Origin of the sequence: uncultured Sphingomonas sp. (assembly GCF_937871615.1) — a bacterium.
Taxonomy (GTDB): domain Bacteria; phylum Pseudomonadota; class Alphaproteobacteria; order Sphingomonadales; family Sphingomonadaceae; genus Sphingomonas.
Genome location: NZ_CALMPA010000045.1, coordinates 259,378 through 276,045, shown reverse-complemented (window position 1 = coordinate 276,045; position 16,668 = coordinate 259,378). Strand labels below are relative to the sequence as shown.

The following is a 16,668-nucleotide window of genomic DNA, read 5'->3' as shown; positions in this document are numbered from 1 at the left end:
CCGCGCCGCGCGCGCGCGCGCGCTGGCGGGCATCGCGCGCCGCATCCGCCGCGCCTGAGCGATAGCGCGAGCAATCGCGCGCGGCTTCGCCTACATTGTCGCTCATGCATCTGATCGCCGACGCCATCGTCCTCGCGGTTCGCGCGCACGGCGAACATGGCGCGGTGGTGCGCGCGCTGACGCCGGTGGACGGGGTGCAGGCGGGATATGTGCGCGGTGGCCGCTCCCGCCGGATCGGGCCGATTCTCCAGCCAGCGAATGTGATCCGGGGCGAGTGGCGCGCGCGTAGCGACGAGCAACTCCCCGCACTGGCGGTCGAGTTGCTCCGCAGCCGCGCGACATTGTTCGCAAGCCCGCTGCCCGCCGCCGCCATCGAATGGCTCACCGTGCTAACGGCGATCGCGCTGCCGGAGGGGCAGCCCTATCCGCGCCTCCACGAAGCGCTCACCGGCGTGCTCGACGCGATCGAGGCGGCCCCGGCGGCGCGTGGCTGGGCCGGGAGCGTCGCGCGTTACGAATTGCTGCTGCTTGCCGAACTCGGTTTCGGGCTCGATCTCGATCGCTGCGTGGTGACCGAGGGCGCGGGCGATCTCGCCTTCGTCAGCCCAAAATCCGGCATCGCGGTGAGCCGCGCGGCGGCGGCGGGGTATGAAGCCCGGCTGTTCGCGCTCCCCGCCTTCCTACGCGATGGCGGGGAAGCGGATTGGGGTGACGCGCTGGCCGCGCTGGCGCTGACCGGCCATTTCCTCGCGCGCGATATCCTGAGCGATCGCCGCGCCGAGCCGCTCGTGGCGCGCGAGCGGCTGCTCGACCGGCTGAAAAGGGCGGTTGCCTGAACGTCGGCACGGCCTAAGAGCAGCCGCGAACGAAAGGGACTTTCATGGCTTTGATCGCGATCCTCGCCGGCGACGGCATCGGCCCCGAAGTAACCGCGGAGGCGCGGCGCGTGCTCGACGCGCTCGGGCTCGATCTCACCTATGAGGAGGCATTGGTCGGGGGCGTCGCCTATCACGCGACCGGCCATCCGCTGCCGCCGGAGACGCTCGACGTGGCGCGGCGCGCGGATGCGATCCTGTTCGGCGCGGTCGGCGATCCAACCTGCGATGCGCTGGAGCGGCATCTGCGTCCCGAACAGGCGATCCTCGGTCTGCGCAAGGAACTCACCCTGTTCGCCAATCTGCGCCCCGCGCGGCTGTTCGCCGGGCTGGAGGAGGCTTCCGCGCTCCGCCCTGAAGTGGCGCGCGCGATCGACCTGCTGATCGTCCGCGAGCTGAACGGCGACGTTTATTTCGGCGAAAAGGGGATGCGCACCACCCCCGCCGGGCTGCGCCAGGGCTATGACGTGATGAGCTATGACGAGGCCGAGGTGCGCCGCATCGCCATCGCCGGGTTCGAGGCGGCGCGGCGCCGCGGCGGCAAATTGTGCTCGGTCGACAAGGCGAATGTGCTGGAAACCTCGCAATTGTGGCGTGATGTGGTGATCGAAACGGCGGCGGATTATGCCGATGTCGCGCTGACGCACATGTATGTCGACAATGCCGCGATGCAGCTCGTGCGCGCGCCGGGGCAGTTCGACGTGATCGTCACGGGCAATCTGTTCGGCGATATCCTGTCCGATCAGGCGTCGATGTGCGTCGGCTCGATCGGGCTGTTGCCATCGGCCTCGCTCGATGCGGCGGGCAAGGGGCTGTATGAGCCGATCCATGGTTCGGCGCCGGATATCGCCGGGCAGGGCAAGGCCAATCCTTGCGCCGCGATCCTCTCCGCCGCGATGATGCTGCGTCACTCGCTGGGGCAAGCGGAAGCGGCTGATCGGATCGAGGCGGCGGTCGCGAAGGCGCTGGCGGCGGGCAAGCGCACCGGCGATCTTGGCGGCAATTGCTCAACGCGTGAGATGGGCGACGCGGTGCTCGCGGCTTTGTAACCCGGTTCACACCCAGGACGGCAGCCACGTCCAGTAATGGAACGCTGCCGGCCCATCGAGCGCCTGGGCCGATAGCGCGGGGAAGAAATAGAGCGCCACCGCGAATGCGGCGAGCGTCAGCCCCGCGTCCCAGCGGCCCAGCCGTTCCCGCCAATGATCGAAGGCGGCGGCGATCGCGATCACGATGAAGATGCTGGACGGATAGTAATAATAATAAAATCCCAATGATTTCGGGATGATCGCGAAGATCGCCACGCTCGCCGTCCATAGCGCGAAAGCGGCGAGCAGCCGGGGGCTGGCGGTTTTCATCCAGCCCCACAGGCAGGCCGCCACCGCGATCAGCCCGCCCCACATCAAGAGCGGGTTGCCGATCAGCAGGATGCCGCGCTGCGCGCCCTCGATCGGCTCGTAGAGATACCAGATCGGTCGGATCAGCAGCGGCCATGTCCACCAGCTCGATTGATAGATGTGCGAGGGCAGCACCTGCACCTGCTGCGCATACATATAGTGCTGCAACGGCAGCAGCCCGCGCCAGGTCAGCGGGTCCGCCCTGAAATGGAAGGCGGGGAGGAAGGTGGCGAAATAGGTCGCGACGGAGATAACGCCCAGTACGGCCAGTGCCGGCAGCGGGCGAAGCCCCGGCCAGCGCCGCGCATTGCCCCGTTTCAGCAGCAGGAAAGCGATCGCGGCGAAGCCGACATAGGGCGCGGCGGCCCATTTGCACGCCGTCGCCGCGCCGAGCAGCGCGCTGCCCGCGATCCACTTGCCCCAACCGCCACGCTTCATCGCCCAGGCGATCATCGCGATCGCGGACAAGAGGAACGCCGCCATGAACCCGTCGAGTGTCGCCACCCGCGCCTGGACGAAAATCGTGCAATTGAGGATCGCCAGCACGCCCGCGAACAGGCTGGCGCGCAGCCGCCCGGTCATCGACTGGACGATCGCGAACACCGCGATCACCGTAGCGGTGCCGGCGAGCGTTGACATGAAGCGCCAGCCGACGGGCGTGTCGCCGAACAGGCGGATGCCGATCGCGATCAACTCCTTGGCGAGCGGTGGATGCTCTATGTTGAGCAGGCGCGTGTGATCGAGGAACGCGCGCGCCGCCGGCACGTAATAGATTTCGTCGAACACCGGCTTGTGCGGCACCGCGAGGCGCACGAGGAACAGCGCCTCCGCCACCGCGCCGAGCAGGATCGCGATCGGCAGCGGGCTTCGCGGAAGCCAGGAGGAGATCGCCGTGCGGGTTTCGCTCATTGGGGCAGGGTCTAGCGGGATGAGGCGCGGCGACAAGCCCGTGCATCTTGCGGTGGCCGGGGGTTTGCGGGCAAAGGGCTGGGCATGAAACGCCGTACCGGACAAGACCGCTCGATCACCGCCAACTGGCGCCCCGCCACCCGCGCGATTCGCGGCGGCACTATGCGATCGGAATTCGGCGAGACATCCGAGGCGCTGTTTCTCACCTCCGGCTATGCCTATGATTGCGCCGGTGATGCCGCCGCGCGCTTTGCGGGCGAGCAGCAGGGGATGACCTATTCCCGCCTCCAGAACCCGACGGTGCAGATGCTGGAGGAGCGGATCGCGCTGCTCGAAGGGGCCGAGGCGTGCCGCACCATGGCATCGGGCATGGCGGCGATGACAGCGGTGCTGCTGTGCCAGCTTCAGGCCGGGGATCATGTCGTCGCCGGGCGCGCGGCATTCGGCTCGTGCCGCTGGCTGGTCGATACGCTGCTGCCGAAGTTCGGCATTTCGACCACCGTGGTCGACGCGCGCGATCCGCAGACCTTCGCCGACGCCGCGCGCCCGGAGACGAAGCTGTTCTTCTTCGAGACGCCGGCCAACCCGACGATGGATATCGTCGATCTGCGCGCGGTGTGCGGCATCGCGCGGGAACGTGGCATCACTTCTGTGGTCGATAACGCCTTCGCGACGCCCGCGCTCCAGCGCCCGCTGGAATATGGCGCGGATGTCACCGCTTATTCCGCGACCAAGATGATGGATGGGCAAGGCCGCGTGCTGGCGGGTGCGGTGTGCGGCACGAAGGATTTCATCGAGAACACGCTGCTTTCCTTCACCCGCAATACCGGGCCGACGCTCTCGCCGTTCAATGCCTGGGTGGTGCTGAAGGGGATGGAGACGCTCGATCTGCGCATCCGCCACCAATCCGAAAGCGCGCTGAAGGTCGGTCGGTTCATGGAGGGGCGCGTGCCGCGCGTGCTCCATCCGGGGCTGCCGAGCCACCCGCAGCACGAACTGGCGATGTCGCAGATGGACGCGCTTGGCCCGATCTTCGCGTTCGAGGTCGATGGCGGGCGCAAGCAGGCACATGCCTTGCTCGATGCGCTGCAACTGATCGACATTTCGAACAACATCGGCGATTCGCGCTCGCTGATGACCCATCCTGCCACCACCACCCACAATTCGGTGGCGGAGGAAAAGCGGCTTGAGATGGGGGTGAGCGACGGGATGCTCCGCCTGAACGTCGGGCTGGAGGATGTCGACGATCTGATCGAGGATCTCGATCAGGCGCTGAGGGCGGCGGGATTGTGAAGGCGCTGTTTCCTTATGAGGAAACAACCGATGGCGTGACGGTGCGTGTAGCGGTCAGCTATCTGCCCGAACAGTCGGAGCCGGCGCGCGGCCGCTGGTTCTGGGCCTATCACATCCGCATCGAGAACGACGGCGACCGGACGATCCAGCTCCTCGCCCGGCGCTGGATCATCACCGATGCGCGCGGCGCGCATCATTCCGTGGAGGGCGAAGGGGTGGTCGGCGAACAGCCGGTGATCGCGCCCGGCGGCAGCTATGATTATGTATCGGGTTGTCCGCTTGCCACCTCGTCCGGCTCGATGCAGGGCAGCTATCGCATGACGGGGGATGATGGCGCGATGTTCGATGTCGGCATTCCGAAATTCGCGCTGCTCGCGCCGGCGGTGGGGGCATGAAGCGGACGCATCTGCCCCTGAACGGGCTGCGCGTGCTCGATGCGGCGGCGCGCCATCTGTCGTTCACCCGCGCGGCAGACGAACTGGCGGTGACGCCCGCCGCCGTCGGCCAGCAGATCCGCGCGCTTGAGGATACGCTTGGCGTGGTGCTGTTCCGCCGCACCACCAAGGGGCTGGAACTGACGCCGGAGGGCGAGGCGGGGCTTGCCGCGCTGCGCGATGGCTTCCTGCATTTCGAGGATTCGGTCCGCGCGATGCAGGCGGGGCAATCCTCCAAATCGCTCACCATCGCCGCCCCGCGCGACGTGACGCAGAAATGGCTGATGCCGCGCCTTGCCGAGATCGCGCGGAGGGATGGCGAGATGCGCTTCATCCTCGTCGCCGCCGACGATGTGATCGACTTCACCGAGGCCAATCTCGATCTCGCGATCCGCTGGGGTGAAGGCCCCGGCGCGCATGAGGGCGAGGCGCTGGAGAGCGAGGGGATGATTACCATCCAGCGCCCCGGCGCCGACAGCGAGTTGCGGATCGCATGGCCCGGCTGCGGGGCGGAGGATGCGAGCGCGCCGATCCGCGTCGCCGATGCCGGCCTCGCGATAGACGCGGCCGCGGCGGGGCTTGGGCGCGCGACGGTGCCGGAATTGCTCGCCGCGCGCGATCTGGCGGCGGGCCATGTGGTGCGCATCGGGGAGGCGAAGCCGTCGCGGATCGGCTATTGGCTGGTCGCGCCGCTTCCACAATGGCGGCAGAAGAAGGTGCAGGAACTGGTCGACGCGCTGACCGCCTGAGGTGAAAAGAAGGGCGTGCGCCCGCTCCGCGCGATCGCCAAATTTGAAGCCGGCGCCGCCTTGCTCTATCGGGCTCTGATTCCCGGCATTCCCGGCACCCGAACGGATACCATGACGCTTTATTCCCGCTTTGCCGCACACGTCGATGCGGCGCTCGATGCCCTTGTCGCCGCCGGTTCGCTGCCGGTCGATCTCGATCGCCGCAATGTGACGGTGGAGCCGCCGCGCGACACCAGCCACGGCGATCTCGCCACCAACGCCGCGATGGTGCTGGCGAAGGCCGCCAAAACCAATCCGCGCGCGCTCGCCGAGCAGATCGCGGCGGAAATGCGCAAGCTGGACGAGGTGGCGGCGGTGGAGATCGCCGGCCCCGGCTTCATCAACCTGCGCCTCACCGACGATACCTGGCGGGTGGAATTGTCCGCGATTCGCGATGCGGGGGGCGATTATGGCCGCTCACAGCGCGGGCATGGCACGCGCGTCAACGTCGAATATGTCTCCGCCAACCCGACCGGCCCGATGCACATGGGTCATTGCCGTGGCGCGGTGGTGGGCGATGCGCTGGCGACGCTGCTGGAATTCGCCGGCTATGACGTGACGCGCGAATATTATGTCAACGATGCCGGCGGGCAGGTCGATGTGCTCGCGCGCTCGGCCCACCTCAGATATCGCGAGGCGCTGGGCGAGCCGATCGGGGAAATCACCGAGGGGCTGTATCCGGGCGATTATCTCGTGCCGGTTGGCCGCGCGCTGGCCGATGAATATGGCGATCGCTATGTGGGGGCGCCCGAAAGCGACTGGCTCGTGCTGTTCCGCACTCGCGCGGTCGATGCGATGATGGCGCTTATCAAGGCCGATCTCGCACTGCTCGGCATCCATCACGCCGTGTTCGCGTCCGAAGCCGAGTTGCAAGCGGCGGGCAAGCCCGAGGCCGCCGAGCAATGGCTGCGCGAACGCGATCTCGTTTACGATGGCGTGCTCGAAGCGCCCAAGGGCGAGACGCCGGAAGATTGGGAGCCGGTGGAACTGCCGCTGTTCCGTTCGTCAAAATTCGGCGACGATCAGGATCGCCCGATCAAGAAATCGAACGGAAGCTGGACCTATTTCGGCGCCGATCTCGCTTATCATTTCCAGAAGGCCGAGGCCGCCGACGAACTGATCGACATCTGGGGCGCGGATCATGCCGGCACGGTGAAGCGGATCACCGCCGCCGTCGCCGCGCTGACCGAGGGCAGGACGCGCTTTGACGTGAAGCTCGTCCAGATGGTGCGGCTGCTGCGCGGCGGAGAGCCGGTGAAAATGTCCAAGCGCGCCGGCAATTTCGTCACGCTGGCGGATGTGGTGCGTGAAGTGGGCAAGGATGTGGTGCGTTTCACCATGCTCACCCGCCGCGCCGATGCCCAGATGGATTTCGATTTCGCCAAGGTGGTGGAGGCGTCGAAGGACAATCCGGTCTTTTACGTGCAATATGCCCATGCCCGCGTCGCATCGCTGCATCGCCGCGCGGCGGACGCGGGGATCGACGCGCTTGCGCCCGATCTGTCCCGTCTTGATACGGAAGAATTGGCGCTGGTGAAGCTCGCCGCGCAATTCCCGCGTGTCGTGGAAACCGCGGCGGCAGCGCGCGAGCCGCATCGGGTGGCCTTTTATCTCTATGATTTGGCAGCGGCTTTCCATTCGCTCTGGAACGTCGGCAATGATCGGCCAGATCGCCGCTTCCTTGTCGTGGAGGATGCGCAGGCGAGCGCGGCACGACTGCTCTTGGCGGATGGGTGTGCGCAAATTATCCGCAATGGTCTATCCATCATGGGGGTGGAGGCGGTCTCGGAGATGTAAGCCATGACGGGCGTTGATAAGGTCGATCTGAACAATCTGGATCGGCTGCCCTGGTTGGAATCGGCGGAGCCGGAGGATGATGGCGAGCCGGGCGCGCTGCGCATCGTCGCGCTGGTGATCCTTGGCCTGCTGCTGCTCGCGGGGCTGATTTTCGGTATCTACCGGATGCAGCAGACCAGCGCCGTTGCTGGCGCGGGCAACGGTGGCCTCATCAAGGCCCCGGCGGGCGAGTACAAGATCAAGCCGGAGGAGCCGGGCGGGCTGAAGGTCAGCGGCGAGGGCGATTCGGCGATCGCCACCAGCGCGGGCGCCAATTCCTCCGCCGCGATCGACCTGAAGGCGGTTCCCGAAACGCCGATCGACGGTCGCCGCGCGGCGGCGAAGCCGGTGCCGGCGCCCGATGCGGGCACGCGCACGGTCGCCGTCGCGGTGCCGGGGGCTGGCGGCAGGCTGAAGGCGGCGGAGCCGGTTTCCGCGCCGCGTGCGCCGGTGCCGGGCGCTGGATCGGGCGGATCGCTCGTCCAGCTCGGCGCCTTCCCGAGCGAGGCGGTGGCCAATGCGGCGTGGAGCGCGCTCGCCAAGCGCTTCACCTATCTCGCGACGCTGGGGAAATCTGTGCAGGCCGCCGATGTCAACGATCGCAAGGTCTATCGCCTGCGCGTCAATGCCGGCAGCGCGGATGCCGCCTCGGATATCTGCGGGCGGCTGAAGGTGGCGGGGGAAAGCTGCTTCGTGACGAGTTGATCGCCCGTGCGCCGCATCACCGCTTTCGCGGTGATCGCGGTGGCGGTATCGCCTTTCGCATGAAGCCAGTGATCTTCGGCCTCGCCGGCCACGCCCTCTCCGATGACGAACGCGCCTTCTTTCGGGAGGCGCGGCCAGCGGGTTACATTCTGTTCAAGCGCAACGTGGCCGATCGCGCCCAGCTTCGCGCGCTCACCGATTCACTGCGCGACCTGGAGGGGCGCGGCGATGTCGCGATCCTCGTCGATCAGGAAGGCGGGCGGGTCGCGCGGCTCGGGCCGCCGGAATGGCCGGCTTTTCCAGCCGGGCCGGCGTTCGACGCGCTGTATGAACGCGCGCCGATGTCCGCGATCGAGGCGGCGCGCGCCAATGCCCATGCGATCGGGCTGATGCTGGCGGAGGTCGGCATCACGGTCGATTGCCTGCCGCTGCTCGATGTCGCGCGCGAGGGGACGACCGAGGCGATCGCGTCGCGCGCTTACGGGCACGAGCCGAAGCGTGTCGCGGCGATGGGCCGCGCGACGCTTGAAGGGCTGGCGGCGGGCGGTGTCGTCGGCGTGGTCAAGCATATGCCGGGGCATGGCCGGGCGATCGTCGATTCGCATTATGATTTGCCCACCGTCACCGCCTCGGACGCGGAACTGGAGGAGGATCTCGCCCCGTTTCGCGCGCTCGCTGGCGCGGCGATGGGGATGACCAGCCATATCGTCTATGAAGCATGGGATCGCGAACGCCCGGCGACGCTGTCTCCCATCGTGATCGAGGGAATCATCCGCCGCCGTATCGGTTTCGATGGCCTCTTGATGACCGATGATATCGACATGAAGGCCCTGTCCGGCACGGCGGGGGAGAAAGCCGCTGGCGCGATCGCGGCGGGGTGCGATCTGGTGCTCGATTGCTGGGCGCGGATGGACGAGATGGTTGAGATCGCCGGGCGGCTGGGGGATATCTCCGCTGCGTCGCGCGCGCGGCTCGATCGCGCGATGGCGAGCGCCGCGCCGGGCGAGGGCGATCTCGCCGCGCTGCTCGCAAAGCGGGACGCCTTGCTCGCGCTGGCTTGAAGAAGCAAATGGCGCCAAACGCGACGCAATATTCACTCGTGCGAACTTCGTGAACTTCGCCCGTCAGGCCGGGGACTGTGCAACGCCGCATCGTTCTGCCAGCATGATGCAATGAAACCCAGCGCTCCTGATTGTCGCCGTTGACTGACGAAGCTGATACGCTGACGCTCGATCTCGACGGGTGGGAGGGACCGCTCGATCTGTTGCTCGCGCTCGCGCGGTCGCAGAAGGTCGATCTGAAGCAGATTTCGATCCTCGCGCTGGTCGAGCAATATCTGCTGTATGTCGATCGCGCGCGATCGCTGCGGCTGGAACTGGCGGCGGATTATCTGGTGATGGCGGCGTGGCTCGCCTATCTCAAATCGGGCCTGTTGCTGCCGCGCGACCCCGAGATCGAACCGAGCCCGGAGGAACTGGCGCTCAGGCTCCAGATCCGCCTCGAACGGCTCAATGCGATGCGCGAGGCGGGCGCGCGGCTGATGGCGCGTGACCGGCTGGGGCGCGACGTGTTCGCGCGCGCCATGCCCGAGGGGCTGCGCACCGTCCGCAAGGCGCGCTGGACGGCGGAAATCTATGATCTCATTGCCGCTTATGGCCGGGTGTCCGCGCGAACCCGGCCCGTGCTGCATGTCGTTCACGATCGCCAGGTGATGACGCTCGAAGCGGCGATGGAGCGTGTCTCGGGGCTGATCGGTGCGACGATCGAATGGTCGATGATCGAGCATTTCCTGCCGGATGGCGCCTCTGGCCCGTTCCGCAAGTCCGCGCTTGCCTCCAGCTTCCTCGCGGCACTGGAACTGGCGCGGCAGGGCAGGGTGGAACTGGCGCAGAAATCACCCTTCGCGCCGCTCTATCTCCGGGCGCCGACATGAGCCCGCCGGACGATCTCGCGCGCGCGGTGGAAGCCGTGCTGTTCGCCGCGAGCGAGCCGATGACGGTCGATGCGATCCGGGCGCACGTTGGCGAGGGCGATGTGGCGGGGGCGCTCCGGGCGCTTGTCGCGGATTATGCCGAGCGGGGGATCAATCTCGTCCGTCGGGGCGAGCGATGGCATTTCGAGACCGCGCCTGATCTCGCTCACCTGCTGCGCCGCGATCGCGAGGAAGCGCGCAAGCTAAGCCGCGCGGGCATCGAGACGCTGGCGATCATCGCCTATCACGAGCCGGTGACACGCGCCGAGATCGAGGCGATTCGCGGCGTGCAGATATCGAAGGGCACGCTCGATGTGCTGATGGAGGCGGGGTGGGTGCGCCCCGCCGGGCGCCGCGAAGTGCCAGGGCGACCGCTGATGTTCGCGACCACCGCGGGCTTCCTCGACCATTTCGGGCTGGAAAGCCGCCGCGACCTGCCGGGAATCGACGATCTGAAGGCGGCGGGGCTGCTCGACCCGGTCGATCTCGCTTTCGACCAACTCGCGGTGGAAAAAAGCGATGAGGATGACTAGATACGTCGCCTGTATTTCAGGAGAGCCGTCATGGGCGCGTTTGGCCCGCTGCATTGGATCGTCGTCGCCATCATCGCCATCCTTCTTTTGGGAGGTGGCCGCTTCTCGAACCTGATGGGTGATGTCGCGAAGGGCGTAAAGAATTTCAAGAAGGGCATGGCAGAGGAAGACGAGGATGCCGTCGCCAAGCCGGCGCCGCGTATCGAAACCCAGCAGCCGGTGCGGCCGGCCGCTGAAACGATCGTTCAGGACGAGAAGACGCGCTGATTCGCCGTCGCCTCGATCTGATCCTTCCGCACCGCCGGGCCGATCATGCTTGATTTCAATTTCTCCGAATGGGCGGTCGTGGCCCTGGTGGCGCTGGTTGTCATCGGGCCGAAGGATTTGCCCAAGGCGATGCGCGTTCTCGGCTATTGGGTCGGTCGCGCGCGTTCGGTCGCGCGCCAGTTCCGTTCCGGCTTCGACGAAATGATCCGCGAGGCCGAACTCGCCGAGATGGAAAAGAAGTGGAAGGAGGAGAATGCGCGGATCATGGAGATGCACCCGCCTTCACCTCCTGAAATGATCGAACATGCGCCCGCCGCGCCCGCCGCGCCCGATACGGAGGATGCGGCGCCGGTGATGGTGGAGAAGCCCGTGGTCGCCGCGCCGCCTGAAGCCGGGCCGGCTGACACGCCCGCGCCGGCTGCGGCGGGCCAGGAGAAGCCCGCGGCATGAAGGAGATAGACGACAGCAAGGCGCCGCTGCTCGACCATCTGATCGAACTGCGTCGGCGGTTGCTTTACTGCATCGGCGCGCTCATCGTGGCGTTCTTCGTCTGCTATTATTTCGCGGAGGACATCTTCGCGGTTCTCGTCCGTCCGCTGTTGCAGGCGGGGCAGACCAAGCTGATCTACACCCAGATATTCGAAGCGTTTTTCGTGAAGGTAAAGGTCGCCTTCTTCGCCGCGACGATGGTGTCGTTCCCCGTGATCGCCAACCAGTTATGGCAGTTCGTCGCGCCCGGCCTCTACCGCAAGGAGAAGCGGGCGCTGCTGCCGTTCCTGCTTGCGACCCCGGTGCTGTTCGGGATCGGGGCGGCGATGGCCTATTTCATCGCGGTGCCGATGGCGCTGCATTTCCTGCTGAGCTTTCAGGGCAATATCGGCGGCGTGCATCAGGAAGCATTGCCGGCGATCGGCAATTATCTGTCGTTCATCATGCAATTCCTGTTCGGCTTCGGCATTGCCTTCCTGCTGCCGGTGCTGCTGATGCTGCTGGAGCGCGCCGGTATTGTCACCCGCCAGCAGCTCAAGAGCGTGCGGCGTTATGCGATCGTCGCAGCTTTCGCGATCGCGGCGGTGCTCACGCCGCCGGACGTGGGATCGCAGCTTCTGCTCGCGATACCCTTGTGCATTCTCTACGAACTGGCGCTGATCGGCATCTGGTTCACCGAGCGCGGGCGCTCGCGCGAAGCGGCTGCAACGGTGGACGCGGACGTGGTGGCCGGGGAATAACGGGCGCGCTGCATCCGGCCCAAAGGGGATGCAGCGCCGGCGAATTACTTCGCGTCGTGCGCCGTCTTGGAAACGGTTTTGCCCGCGGAGGACACGTCCTTGCCGATGCCCTCGATCGTGTTGCACCCTGCCAGCAGCACCGCCGCCGTAACCGCCATCAATCCGAAAACCTTGCACATCGTGCGTCCTCCTGCGCGGGGCAGATGGTCGATTTCCGCCGAGAGCGCAAACCGGGATGGCGCCGAAAGACGATGACGGGACAAAATTTAAGGCCCGAAAGCGTCACCGGGGGGGAGGGGACGACGCTTTCGGGCCTGTGACTTGGATAGCGAGAGCGGGGGGGCAAATATTCGCTATCCGCAGGTCAGAACGATCCCAAATCCGCCGGGTTCCGATCGTCGCGAAAAAAAGTCGGCTGATGGCGCCACCGTCTTTGATCGTGGCTATTCGCGGCCGATGACCGGAATGGTGATGGCATAGGCGCCGTTTTCCGGATCATATTGCAACGGCGCGCGAAGTTGCCGCGACAGCCCTTCCATCACGCGGCCATAACGCTGTTCGAGCCGGGCGGACAGGGCCGCGCTCGGGATGAGCGCGGTGGAGGAAACGCGCAATATCGCGCGATCGTCATGTTCGCCATCCGGCTTCAGCGAGATGCGAATCTCGGCCTGGGCATCGTCGGCCAGCGCAAGTTCGACCGCCTCGGTGACGAGAAAGGCGATCGGAACCGCCACGTCCTGCCCGACATAGAAGGGATCGAGATCAAGCGCGATGCTCAGCCGGCTGCCCTCTGGCGCGGTCGCCCGGATATTGGTGGCGAGTTCGCTGATGACGGGACGAAGGCCAAGCCCGCGATTTTCCTCCATTTCGGCGAAGTGATTGCGATGCACCACGGCGAGCGCATCGACACGGCGCTGGATCGAGGCATAGGCCTGTGACGCGTCGGGGGTTCGCGCACTGCGGGCATGGAGGTTTATCAGGCTGGAGATCACCTGAAGATTGTTTTTCACGCGATGATGCACTTCACGCGTCAAACGTGTTTGTCGCACCAGCCCCTCCGCCAGCCCGGCCTCGTGCAAGGCCACCGTGCGGGTGAGCGCGCGCAGCGTGTCGCCGAGTTCACGAATTTCCTGCGCGGGCAGGGCGCGGAGCAGCGCCGGGTCCGGCTCCTCGCCGGGCGTCAGCGCCGCCATGCCGGCGCGCAGATCGCGCAGTGGCCGCACCAGCAGGCGATCGACGACGAACCAGGAAACGCCCGCCGCCGCCGCCCACATCAACAGCGGCAACAGCAACGCGATCACCAGCGAGGAGGTGATCGGCGTACTGCGCATCTGCATTTCCAGCGCGAGATCGGCAAAGCCCAGATTGGTTCGGTTGGTGGTGCGGCGTTCGAGCGCGGATTCGCGGGGCAGGTGATCGACGATCAGTTGATGCCCGCCATGCATCAGCACGAGTTGATAGGGGTGCGGCATTCCGCTCGGTCGGCTGACCGCCGCCAGGAATTCCCTGGGAAAGAAGGCCGCGCCGAACAGGCGATGTTGGGTCCCTGCCACGCCGAGTGAAAGGCCGCGTTCCGGCTGCACGCGGGCTGCGACCGTCGCGCCCTCGGCCTGCCGTCCGATATGGCGCGCGCCGACGAAAGGCGTGCCGCACAATGCCCGGCCTTCGCGATCGAAGATCACAAAACGCGTGCCGTTGGTCGATAGCTGCGCGAACACCCCCTTCACGCGCGCGCAACTTGGCGCATCCTGCGCGTCCGCGGCGAGCGCGTTGACCGCGGAGCGTAGCGCGGTCATGTCGCCGATAAGCTCGATCGCCATCGCCCGGCTGCTTTCGGCGGAGGCGAGGCGCAGGCCGGCGCGCGATTCGCTATCGGCGTTGCGCGTGGTTTGCAGCGTTGCGAAAACGGCGATCATCGCCAGCGGCAGCAGCGCGATGCTCAGGATGAGGAATAATTTGGCCCCGGTCGGCCAGCGGGCGATCATCAGTGCCGCGAAAGCCGTTGCGGAGCCGGGACGATCCACCTTCCCAGCCATTGCGATCGGCGTCCTAATCCAGCTTCCCGAGCAGCAGCAGCATCTCGTCCGGGATCTTTTCTTCTATGGTTTGCTGATAGATCGAGCGCAACGCGGAGCCCATGTCACGATCCTTTGCGGGAATCGTCGCGTTCTTTTCTCGATGCGGTAATTTTGCCTGATCGTCCGAACTCAACACCTGCCCCCCGGAACCGCCCGACCGCACGGGATTTCTACATTTCTAAAAGACGCGGCTGGGTAAAACCGCAAGCCCCGATACGCATCGCATTCCAGGGAGAACCTATGAAACCAAAGACGCGCTCGTTGGTTCCACTCCCAACAACAAAATCATCAAAGCGGCGTGGGCCTGCGATACGGGATTGCATGTCGATACGTTAGAGGTTTTGAGATCGTTGGGGCGGCGTTCGCGCAGGCCCGGTTTGGTACGGAGAAAATAACGCCCATGTCGCTTGGACAACAGCTCGCGCCGCACCTTCCATTCCTCCGGCGTTATGGCCGCGCGTTGACCGGAAGCCAGCACCACGGCGACAAATACGTCCGCGCCACGCTGGAGGCGATCGTCGCGGCGCCGGAGGAGTTTCCGCGCGATGTGGACCCCCGGCTTGCCCTTTACCGGACGTTTCAGGCGATCTGGGCATCATCGCATATCGACGAATTGCCGGAGGCGGGCGACGCCAACGAGCAGGAAATGGTGGCGCGCGCGCGGCTCGCGCGGATGACCCCGCTTTCGCGGCAAGCGCTGCTGCTTACCGCGATGGAAGGCTTCACCCCGGAGGACGCGGCCTATCTGATCGACGTCGGGGCCGATGAGGTCGAGGATCTGGTCAGCGAGGCGATGGCGGAGATCGAGCGGCAGACGCGCGCGCGCGTGCTGATTATCGAGGATGAACCGATCATCGCGATGGACGTGGAAACGATCGTCCGCGATCTCGGCCATGATGTGACCGGCGTGGCGGTGACCCGTGACGAGGCCGTTGCGCTGGCGATGGAGGATCGCCCCGGCCTGGTGCTGGCCGATATCCAATTGGCCGACGACAGCTCCGGCATCGACGCGGTGAAGGATATTCTCGCCGAATTCCGCGTGCCGGTGATCTTCATCACCGCCTTTCCCGAACGGTTGCTGACGGGCGAACGACCGGAGCCGACCTTCCTGATTACCAAACCGTTCCAGCGTTCGACGGTGAAGGCCGCGATCAGCCAGGCATTGTTCTTCGATCAATCGACCGTTCCCGCCCTTTGAGGTTGATACGGACCCAAAACGGTTCTTGTTCGTTTGGCCTTCATGACAGACGAACAGGAACCGATCCATCGAAGCACGGAGGAGGCGAGGGCCGGGGCCACACCGCATATGACGCGGTATATCCTTGGTTATTCGCTCGCGCTCGTGATCGTGATCTTTGCCATCGTGGTGTTCACCCGGCTTTAGGCAGCGCCTGAATTGCGTTGCCGGGGCGGGTGGAAAAACGCGCCCGTTGGCCATATCTTATTGAAACTGGCCGGACTGGTTTCCGGTCGCGGCGGGGAATGATCGCGACAGAATGACGCAGGATCCATCTCAGACAGATGGCGCGGGCGCCGATGCGCAGGGCGAGCACGTATCGCTCTCCGATCCCGAATTCAAAGAGCAACTCGCGCGGGTGATCCCGCACCTGCGTGCCTTTGGGCGTTCCCTGTCGGGGAATCGCGACCTCGCCGACGATCTCGTGCAGGAGACGCTGCTCAAGGCGTGGGCCGCGCGCAAACGCTTCCAGGCCGGTACGAATATGCGCGCCTGGACCTTCATCATCCTGCGCAACCTGTATCTCTCTCAGATGCGGCGCGCGCGTTTCAAGGGCGAATGGGATGATCTGGTCGCCGATCGCCTGCTCGCCGCGCCCGCCGGGCAGGACAAGCATGTCGAACTGGCGGATATGCAGCGCGCGCTGATGCACTTGCCACAGCCGCAGCGCGAGGCGCTGATTCTGGTGGGCGCCGGTGGCTTCGCCTATGAGGAAGCCGCGGATATCTGCGGCGTCGCGGTCGGCACGATCAAAAGCCGCGTCGCGCGCGGCCGCGTTGCGCTGGAAGCGTTGATGAACGGCAAGGATATGACGCCTCGCACCGGCCACAAGAGCGAGGGCAGCGGGACCGTGCTTGATGCGATCATGAGCGAGGTGAACGAACTCAGCCGGGATCGTTGACCGGCGCCGTCAAGCGATCCGATCGAGCCGCGCGAGCAGATCGCTCATTTCCATCGCGCTGCTCCTTGGCCGAAACGCCTGACGCAGCGATTCGCCGATCGCGTCGCTCGCGCGCGGTTTCGGCACGAATTGGGGCGGCGCGGTATCTGCATCGTGAAGGGCGGTGGGGCGATCCATGGCGATTAAAACGGTTGAATGACCACGAAGTTTCTCG

20 protein-coding genes are annotated in these 16,668 nt (G+C 65.9%); 15 read left to right on the top strand and 5 right to left on the bottom strand.

Translation table 11 applies throughout. From position 1 onward, the window contains the following. Positions 1-104: 104 nt before the first annotated feature. The gene (gene recO / locus Q0316_RS12845) at positions 105-836 is read left to right on the top strand and encodes a DNA repair protein RecO (RefSeq protein ID WP_298673057.1); all 732 of its coding nucleotides are present in this window, start codon (positions 105-107) and stop codon (positions 834-836) included. A 44-nt stretch (positions 837-880) separates the two neighbouring features. After that, positions 881-1,924, top strand: coding sequence for a 3-isopropylmalate dehydrogenase (gene leuB / locus Q0316_RS12840; protein ID WP_298673054.1), 1,044 nt, complete (start codon positions 881-883; stop codon positions 1,922-1,924). A gap of 6 nt (positions 1,925-1,930) precedes the next feature. Here the strand turns inward: leuB and Q0316_RS12835 are convergent, their stop codons facing one another. After that, positions 1,931-3,181 (bottom strand): glycosyltransferase family 39 protein, encoded by a 1,251-nt coding sequence (locus Q0316_RS12835; RefSeq protein ID WP_298673052.1) that lies wholly within the window; start codon positions 3,179-3,181, stop codon positions 1,931-1,933. 84 nt (positions 3,182-3,265) lie between these two features. On the opposite strand from Q0316_RS12835, the gene metZ reads away from it, so the two are divergent. The 11 genes from metZ (at position 3,266) to tatC (ending at position 12,238) form a co-directional block, all read left to right on the top strand. Further along, the gene (gene metZ, locus Q0316_RS12830) at positions 3,266-4,474 is read left to right on the top strand and encodes an O-succinylhomoserine sulfhydrylase (RefSeq protein ID WP_298673051.1); all 1,209 of its coding nucleotides are present in this window, start codon (positions 3,266-3,268) and stop codon (positions 4,472-4,474) included. Further along, complete coding sequence (gene apaG / locus Q0316_RS12825) at positions 4,471-4,869, top strand: Co2+/Mg2+ efflux protein ApaG (protein ID WP_298673048.1); 399 nt, start codon at positions 4,471-4,473, stop codon at positions 4,867-4,869. The genes metZ and apaG overlap by 4 nt, the downstream gene beginning before the upstream one ends. Next, on the top strand, positions 4,866-5,657 hold the full coding sequence (locus tag Q0316_RS12820) for a LysR family transcriptional regulator (protein WP_298673047.1): 792 nt from the start codon (positions 4,866-4,868) through the stop codon (positions 5,655-5,657). The genes apaG and Q0316_RS12820 overlap by 4 nt, the downstream gene beginning before the upstream one ends. A gap of 111 nt (positions 5,658-5,768) precedes the next feature. Beyond that, positions 5,769-7,493, top strand: coding sequence for an arginine--tRNA ligase (argS, locus tag Q0316_RS12815; protein ID WP_298673045.1), 1,725 nt, complete (start codon positions 5,769-5,771; stop codon positions 7,491-7,493). Between the two features lie 3 nt (positions 7,494-7,496). Continuing rightward, positions 7,497-8,237 carry an SPOR domain-containing protein gene (locus tag Q0316_RS12810; protein ID WP_298673044.1) on the top strand — a complete coding sequence of 247 codons (741 nt, stop codon included), beginning with the start codon at positions 7,497-7,499 and terminating at the stop codon, positions 8,235-8,237. A 59-nt stretch (positions 8,238-8,296) separates the two neighbouring features. Then, positions 8,297-9,298 (top strand): beta-N-acetylhexosaminidase, encoded by a 1,002-nt coding sequence (gene nagZ, locus Q0316_RS12805; RefSeq protein WP_298673043.1) that lies wholly within the window; start codon positions 8,297-8,299, stop codon positions 9,296-9,298. A gap of 140 nt (positions 9,299-9,438) precedes the next feature. After that, on the top strand, positions 9,439-10,170 hold the full coding sequence (locus tag Q0316_RS12800) for a ScpA family protein (RefSeq protein WP_298673042.1): 732 nt from the start codon (positions 9,439-9,441) through the stop codon (positions 10,168-10,170). After that, positions 10,167-10,742, top strand: a complete 576-nt coding sequence (gene scpB / locus Q0316_RS12795) for an SMC-Scp complex subunit ScpB (protein ID WP_298673040.1) — start codon at positions 10,167-10,169, stop codon at positions 10,740-10,742. Before Q0316_RS12800 ends, scpB begins: the two co-directional genes overlap by 4 nt. 30 nt (positions 10,743-10,772) lie before the next feature. Next, on the top strand, positions 10,773-11,009 hold the full coding sequence (locus tag Q0316_RS12790) for a twin-arginine translocase TatA/TatE family subunit (protein ID WP_298673039.1): 237 nt from the start codon (positions 10,773-10,775) through the stop codon (positions 11,007-11,009). A 45-nt stretch (positions 11,010-11,054) separates the two neighbouring features. Then, entirely contained in the window at positions 11,055-11,459 is a 405-nt protein-coding gene (tatB, locus tag Q0316_RS12785) for a Sec-independent protein translocase protein TatB (protein WP_298673037.1), read from the top strand. After that, the gene (tatC, locus tag Q0316_RS12780; protein WP_298673035.1) at positions 11,456-12,238 is read left to right on the top strand and encodes a twin-arginine translocase subunit TatC; all 783 of its coding nucleotides are present in this window, start codon (positions 11,456-11,458) and stop codon (positions 12,236-12,238) included. The genes tatB and tatC overlap by 4 nt, the downstream gene beginning before the upstream one ends. A 44-nt stretch (positions 12,239-12,282) precedes the next feature. Here the strand turns inward: tatC and Q0316_RS12775 are convergent, their stop codons facing one another. The 3 genes from Q0316_RS12775 to Q0316_RS12765 all read right to left on the bottom strand — a co-directional run bounded on the left by Q0316_RS12775 (position 12,283) and on the right by Q0316_RS12765 (position 14,479). After that, complete coding sequence (locus Q0316_RS12775; RefSeq protein ID WP_298673033.1) at positions 12,283-12,417, bottom strand: entericidin A/B family lipoprotein; 135 nt, start codon at positions 12,415-12,417, stop codon at positions 12,283-12,285. Positions 12,418-12,681: 264 nt separating this feature from the next. Continuing rightward, positions 12,682-14,223, bottom strand: a complete 1,542-nt coding sequence (locus tag Q0316_RS12770; protein ID WP_298673032.1) for a sensor histidine kinase — start codon at positions 14,221-14,223, stop codon at positions 12,682-12,684. A gap of 64 nt (positions 14,224-14,287) precedes the next feature. Further along, entirely contained in the window at positions 14,288-14,479 is a 192-nt protein-coding gene (locus tag Q0316_RS12765) for a NepR family anti-sigma factor (RefSeq protein WP_298673031.1), read from the bottom strand. Between the two features lie 237 nt (positions 14,480-14,716). Here Q0316_RS12765 and Q0316_RS12760 point away from each other — a divergent pair, with 237 nt between their 5' ends. Together Q0316_RS12760 and Q0316_RS12755 are read left to right on the top strand one after the other, a co-directional pair. Then, positions 14,717-15,514 carry a response regulator gene (locus Q0316_RS12760; protein ID WP_298673029.1) on the top strand — a complete coding sequence of 266 codons (798 nt, stop codon included), beginning with the start codon at positions 14,717-14,719 and terminating at the stop codon, positions 15,512-15,514. Between the two features lie 298 nt (positions 15,515-15,812). Further along, positions 15,813-16,454: a sigma-70 family RNA polymerase sigma factor gene (locus Q0316_RS12755; protein WP_298673028.1), complete on the top strand. Its 642-nt coding sequence runs from the start codon at positions 15,813-15,815 to the stop codon at positions 16,452-16,454. A 9-nt stretch (positions 16,455-16,463) separates the two neighbouring features. Here the strand turns inward: Q0316_RS12755 and Q0316_RS12750 are convergent, their stop codons facing one another. Next, positions 16,464-16,631, bottom strand: a complete 168-nt coding sequence (locus tag Q0316_RS12750; protein ID WP_298673027.1) for a hypothetical protein — start codon at positions 16,629-16,631, stop codon at positions 16,464-16,466. Positions 16,632-16,668 lie beyond the last annotated feature (37 nt).

Bases quoted from the DNA above. Each gene is read 5' to 3' on its own strand.
- recO (WP_298673057.1), top strand. From the start codon at position 105: ATGCATCTGATCGCCGACGCCATCGTCCTCGCGGTTCGCGCGCACGGC.
- leuB (WP_298673054.1), top strand. From the start codon at position 881: ATGGCTTTGATCGCGATCCTCGCCGGCGACGGCATCGGCCCCGAAGTA.
- Q0316_RS12835 (WP_298673052.1), bottom strand. From the start codon at position 3,181: ATGAGCGAAACCCGCACGGCGATCTCCTCCTGGCTTCCGCGAAGCCCG.
- metZ (WP_298673051.1), top strand. From the start codon at position 3,266: ATGAAACGCCGTACCGGACAAGACCGCTCGATCACCGCCAACTGGCGC.
- Q0316_RS12820 (WP_298673047.1), top strand. From the start codon at position 4,866: ATGAAGCGGACGCATCTGCCCCTGAACGGGCTGCGCGTGCTCGATGCG.
- argS (WP_298673045.1), top strand. From the start codon at position 5,769: ATGACGCTTTATTCCCGCTTTGCCGCACACGTCGATGCGGCGCTCGAT.
- Q0316_RS12810 (WP_298673044.1), top strand. From the start codon at position 7,497: ATGACGGGCGTTGATAAGGTCGATCTGAACAATCTGGATCGGCTGCCC.
- nagZ (WP_298673043.1), top strand. From the start codon at position 8,297: ATGAAGCCAGTGATCTTCGGCCTCGCCGGCCACGCCCTCTCCGATGAC.
- scpB (WP_298673040.1), top strand. From the start codon at position 10,167: ATGAGCCCGCCGGACGATCTCGCGCGCGCGGTGGAAGCCGTGCTGTTC.
- Q0316_RS12790 (WP_298673039.1), top strand. From the start codon at position 10,773: ATGGGCGCGTTTGGCCCGCTGCATTGGATCGTCGTCGCCATCATCGCC.
- tatB (WP_298673037.1), top strand. From the start codon at position 11,055: ATGCTTGATTTCAATTTCTCCGAATGGGCGGTCGTGGCCCTGGTGGCG.
- tatC (WP_298673035.1), top strand. From the start codon at position 11,456: ATGAAGGAGATAGACGACAGCAAGGCGCCGCTGCTCGACCATCTGATC.
- Q0316_RS12775 (WP_298673033.1), bottom strand. From the start codon at position 12,417: ATGTGCAAGGTTTTCGGATTGATGGCGGTTACGGCGGCGGTGCTGCTG.
- Q0316_RS12770 (WP_298673032.1), bottom strand. From the start codon at position 14,223: ATGATCGCCCGCTGGCCGACCGGGGCCAAATTATTCCTCATCCTGAGC.
- Q0316_RS12760 (WP_298673029.1), top strand. From the start codon at position 14,717: ATGTCGCTTGGACAACAGCTCGCGCCGCACCTTCCATTCCTCCGGCGT.
- Q0316_RS12755 (WP_298673028.1), top strand. From the start codon at position 15,813: ATGACGCAGGATCCATCTCAGACAGATGGCGCGGGCGCCGATGCGCAG.
- Q0316_RS12750 (WP_298673027.1), bottom strand. From the start codon at position 16,631: ATGGATCGCCCCACCGCCCTTCACGATGCAGATACCGCGCCGCCCCAA.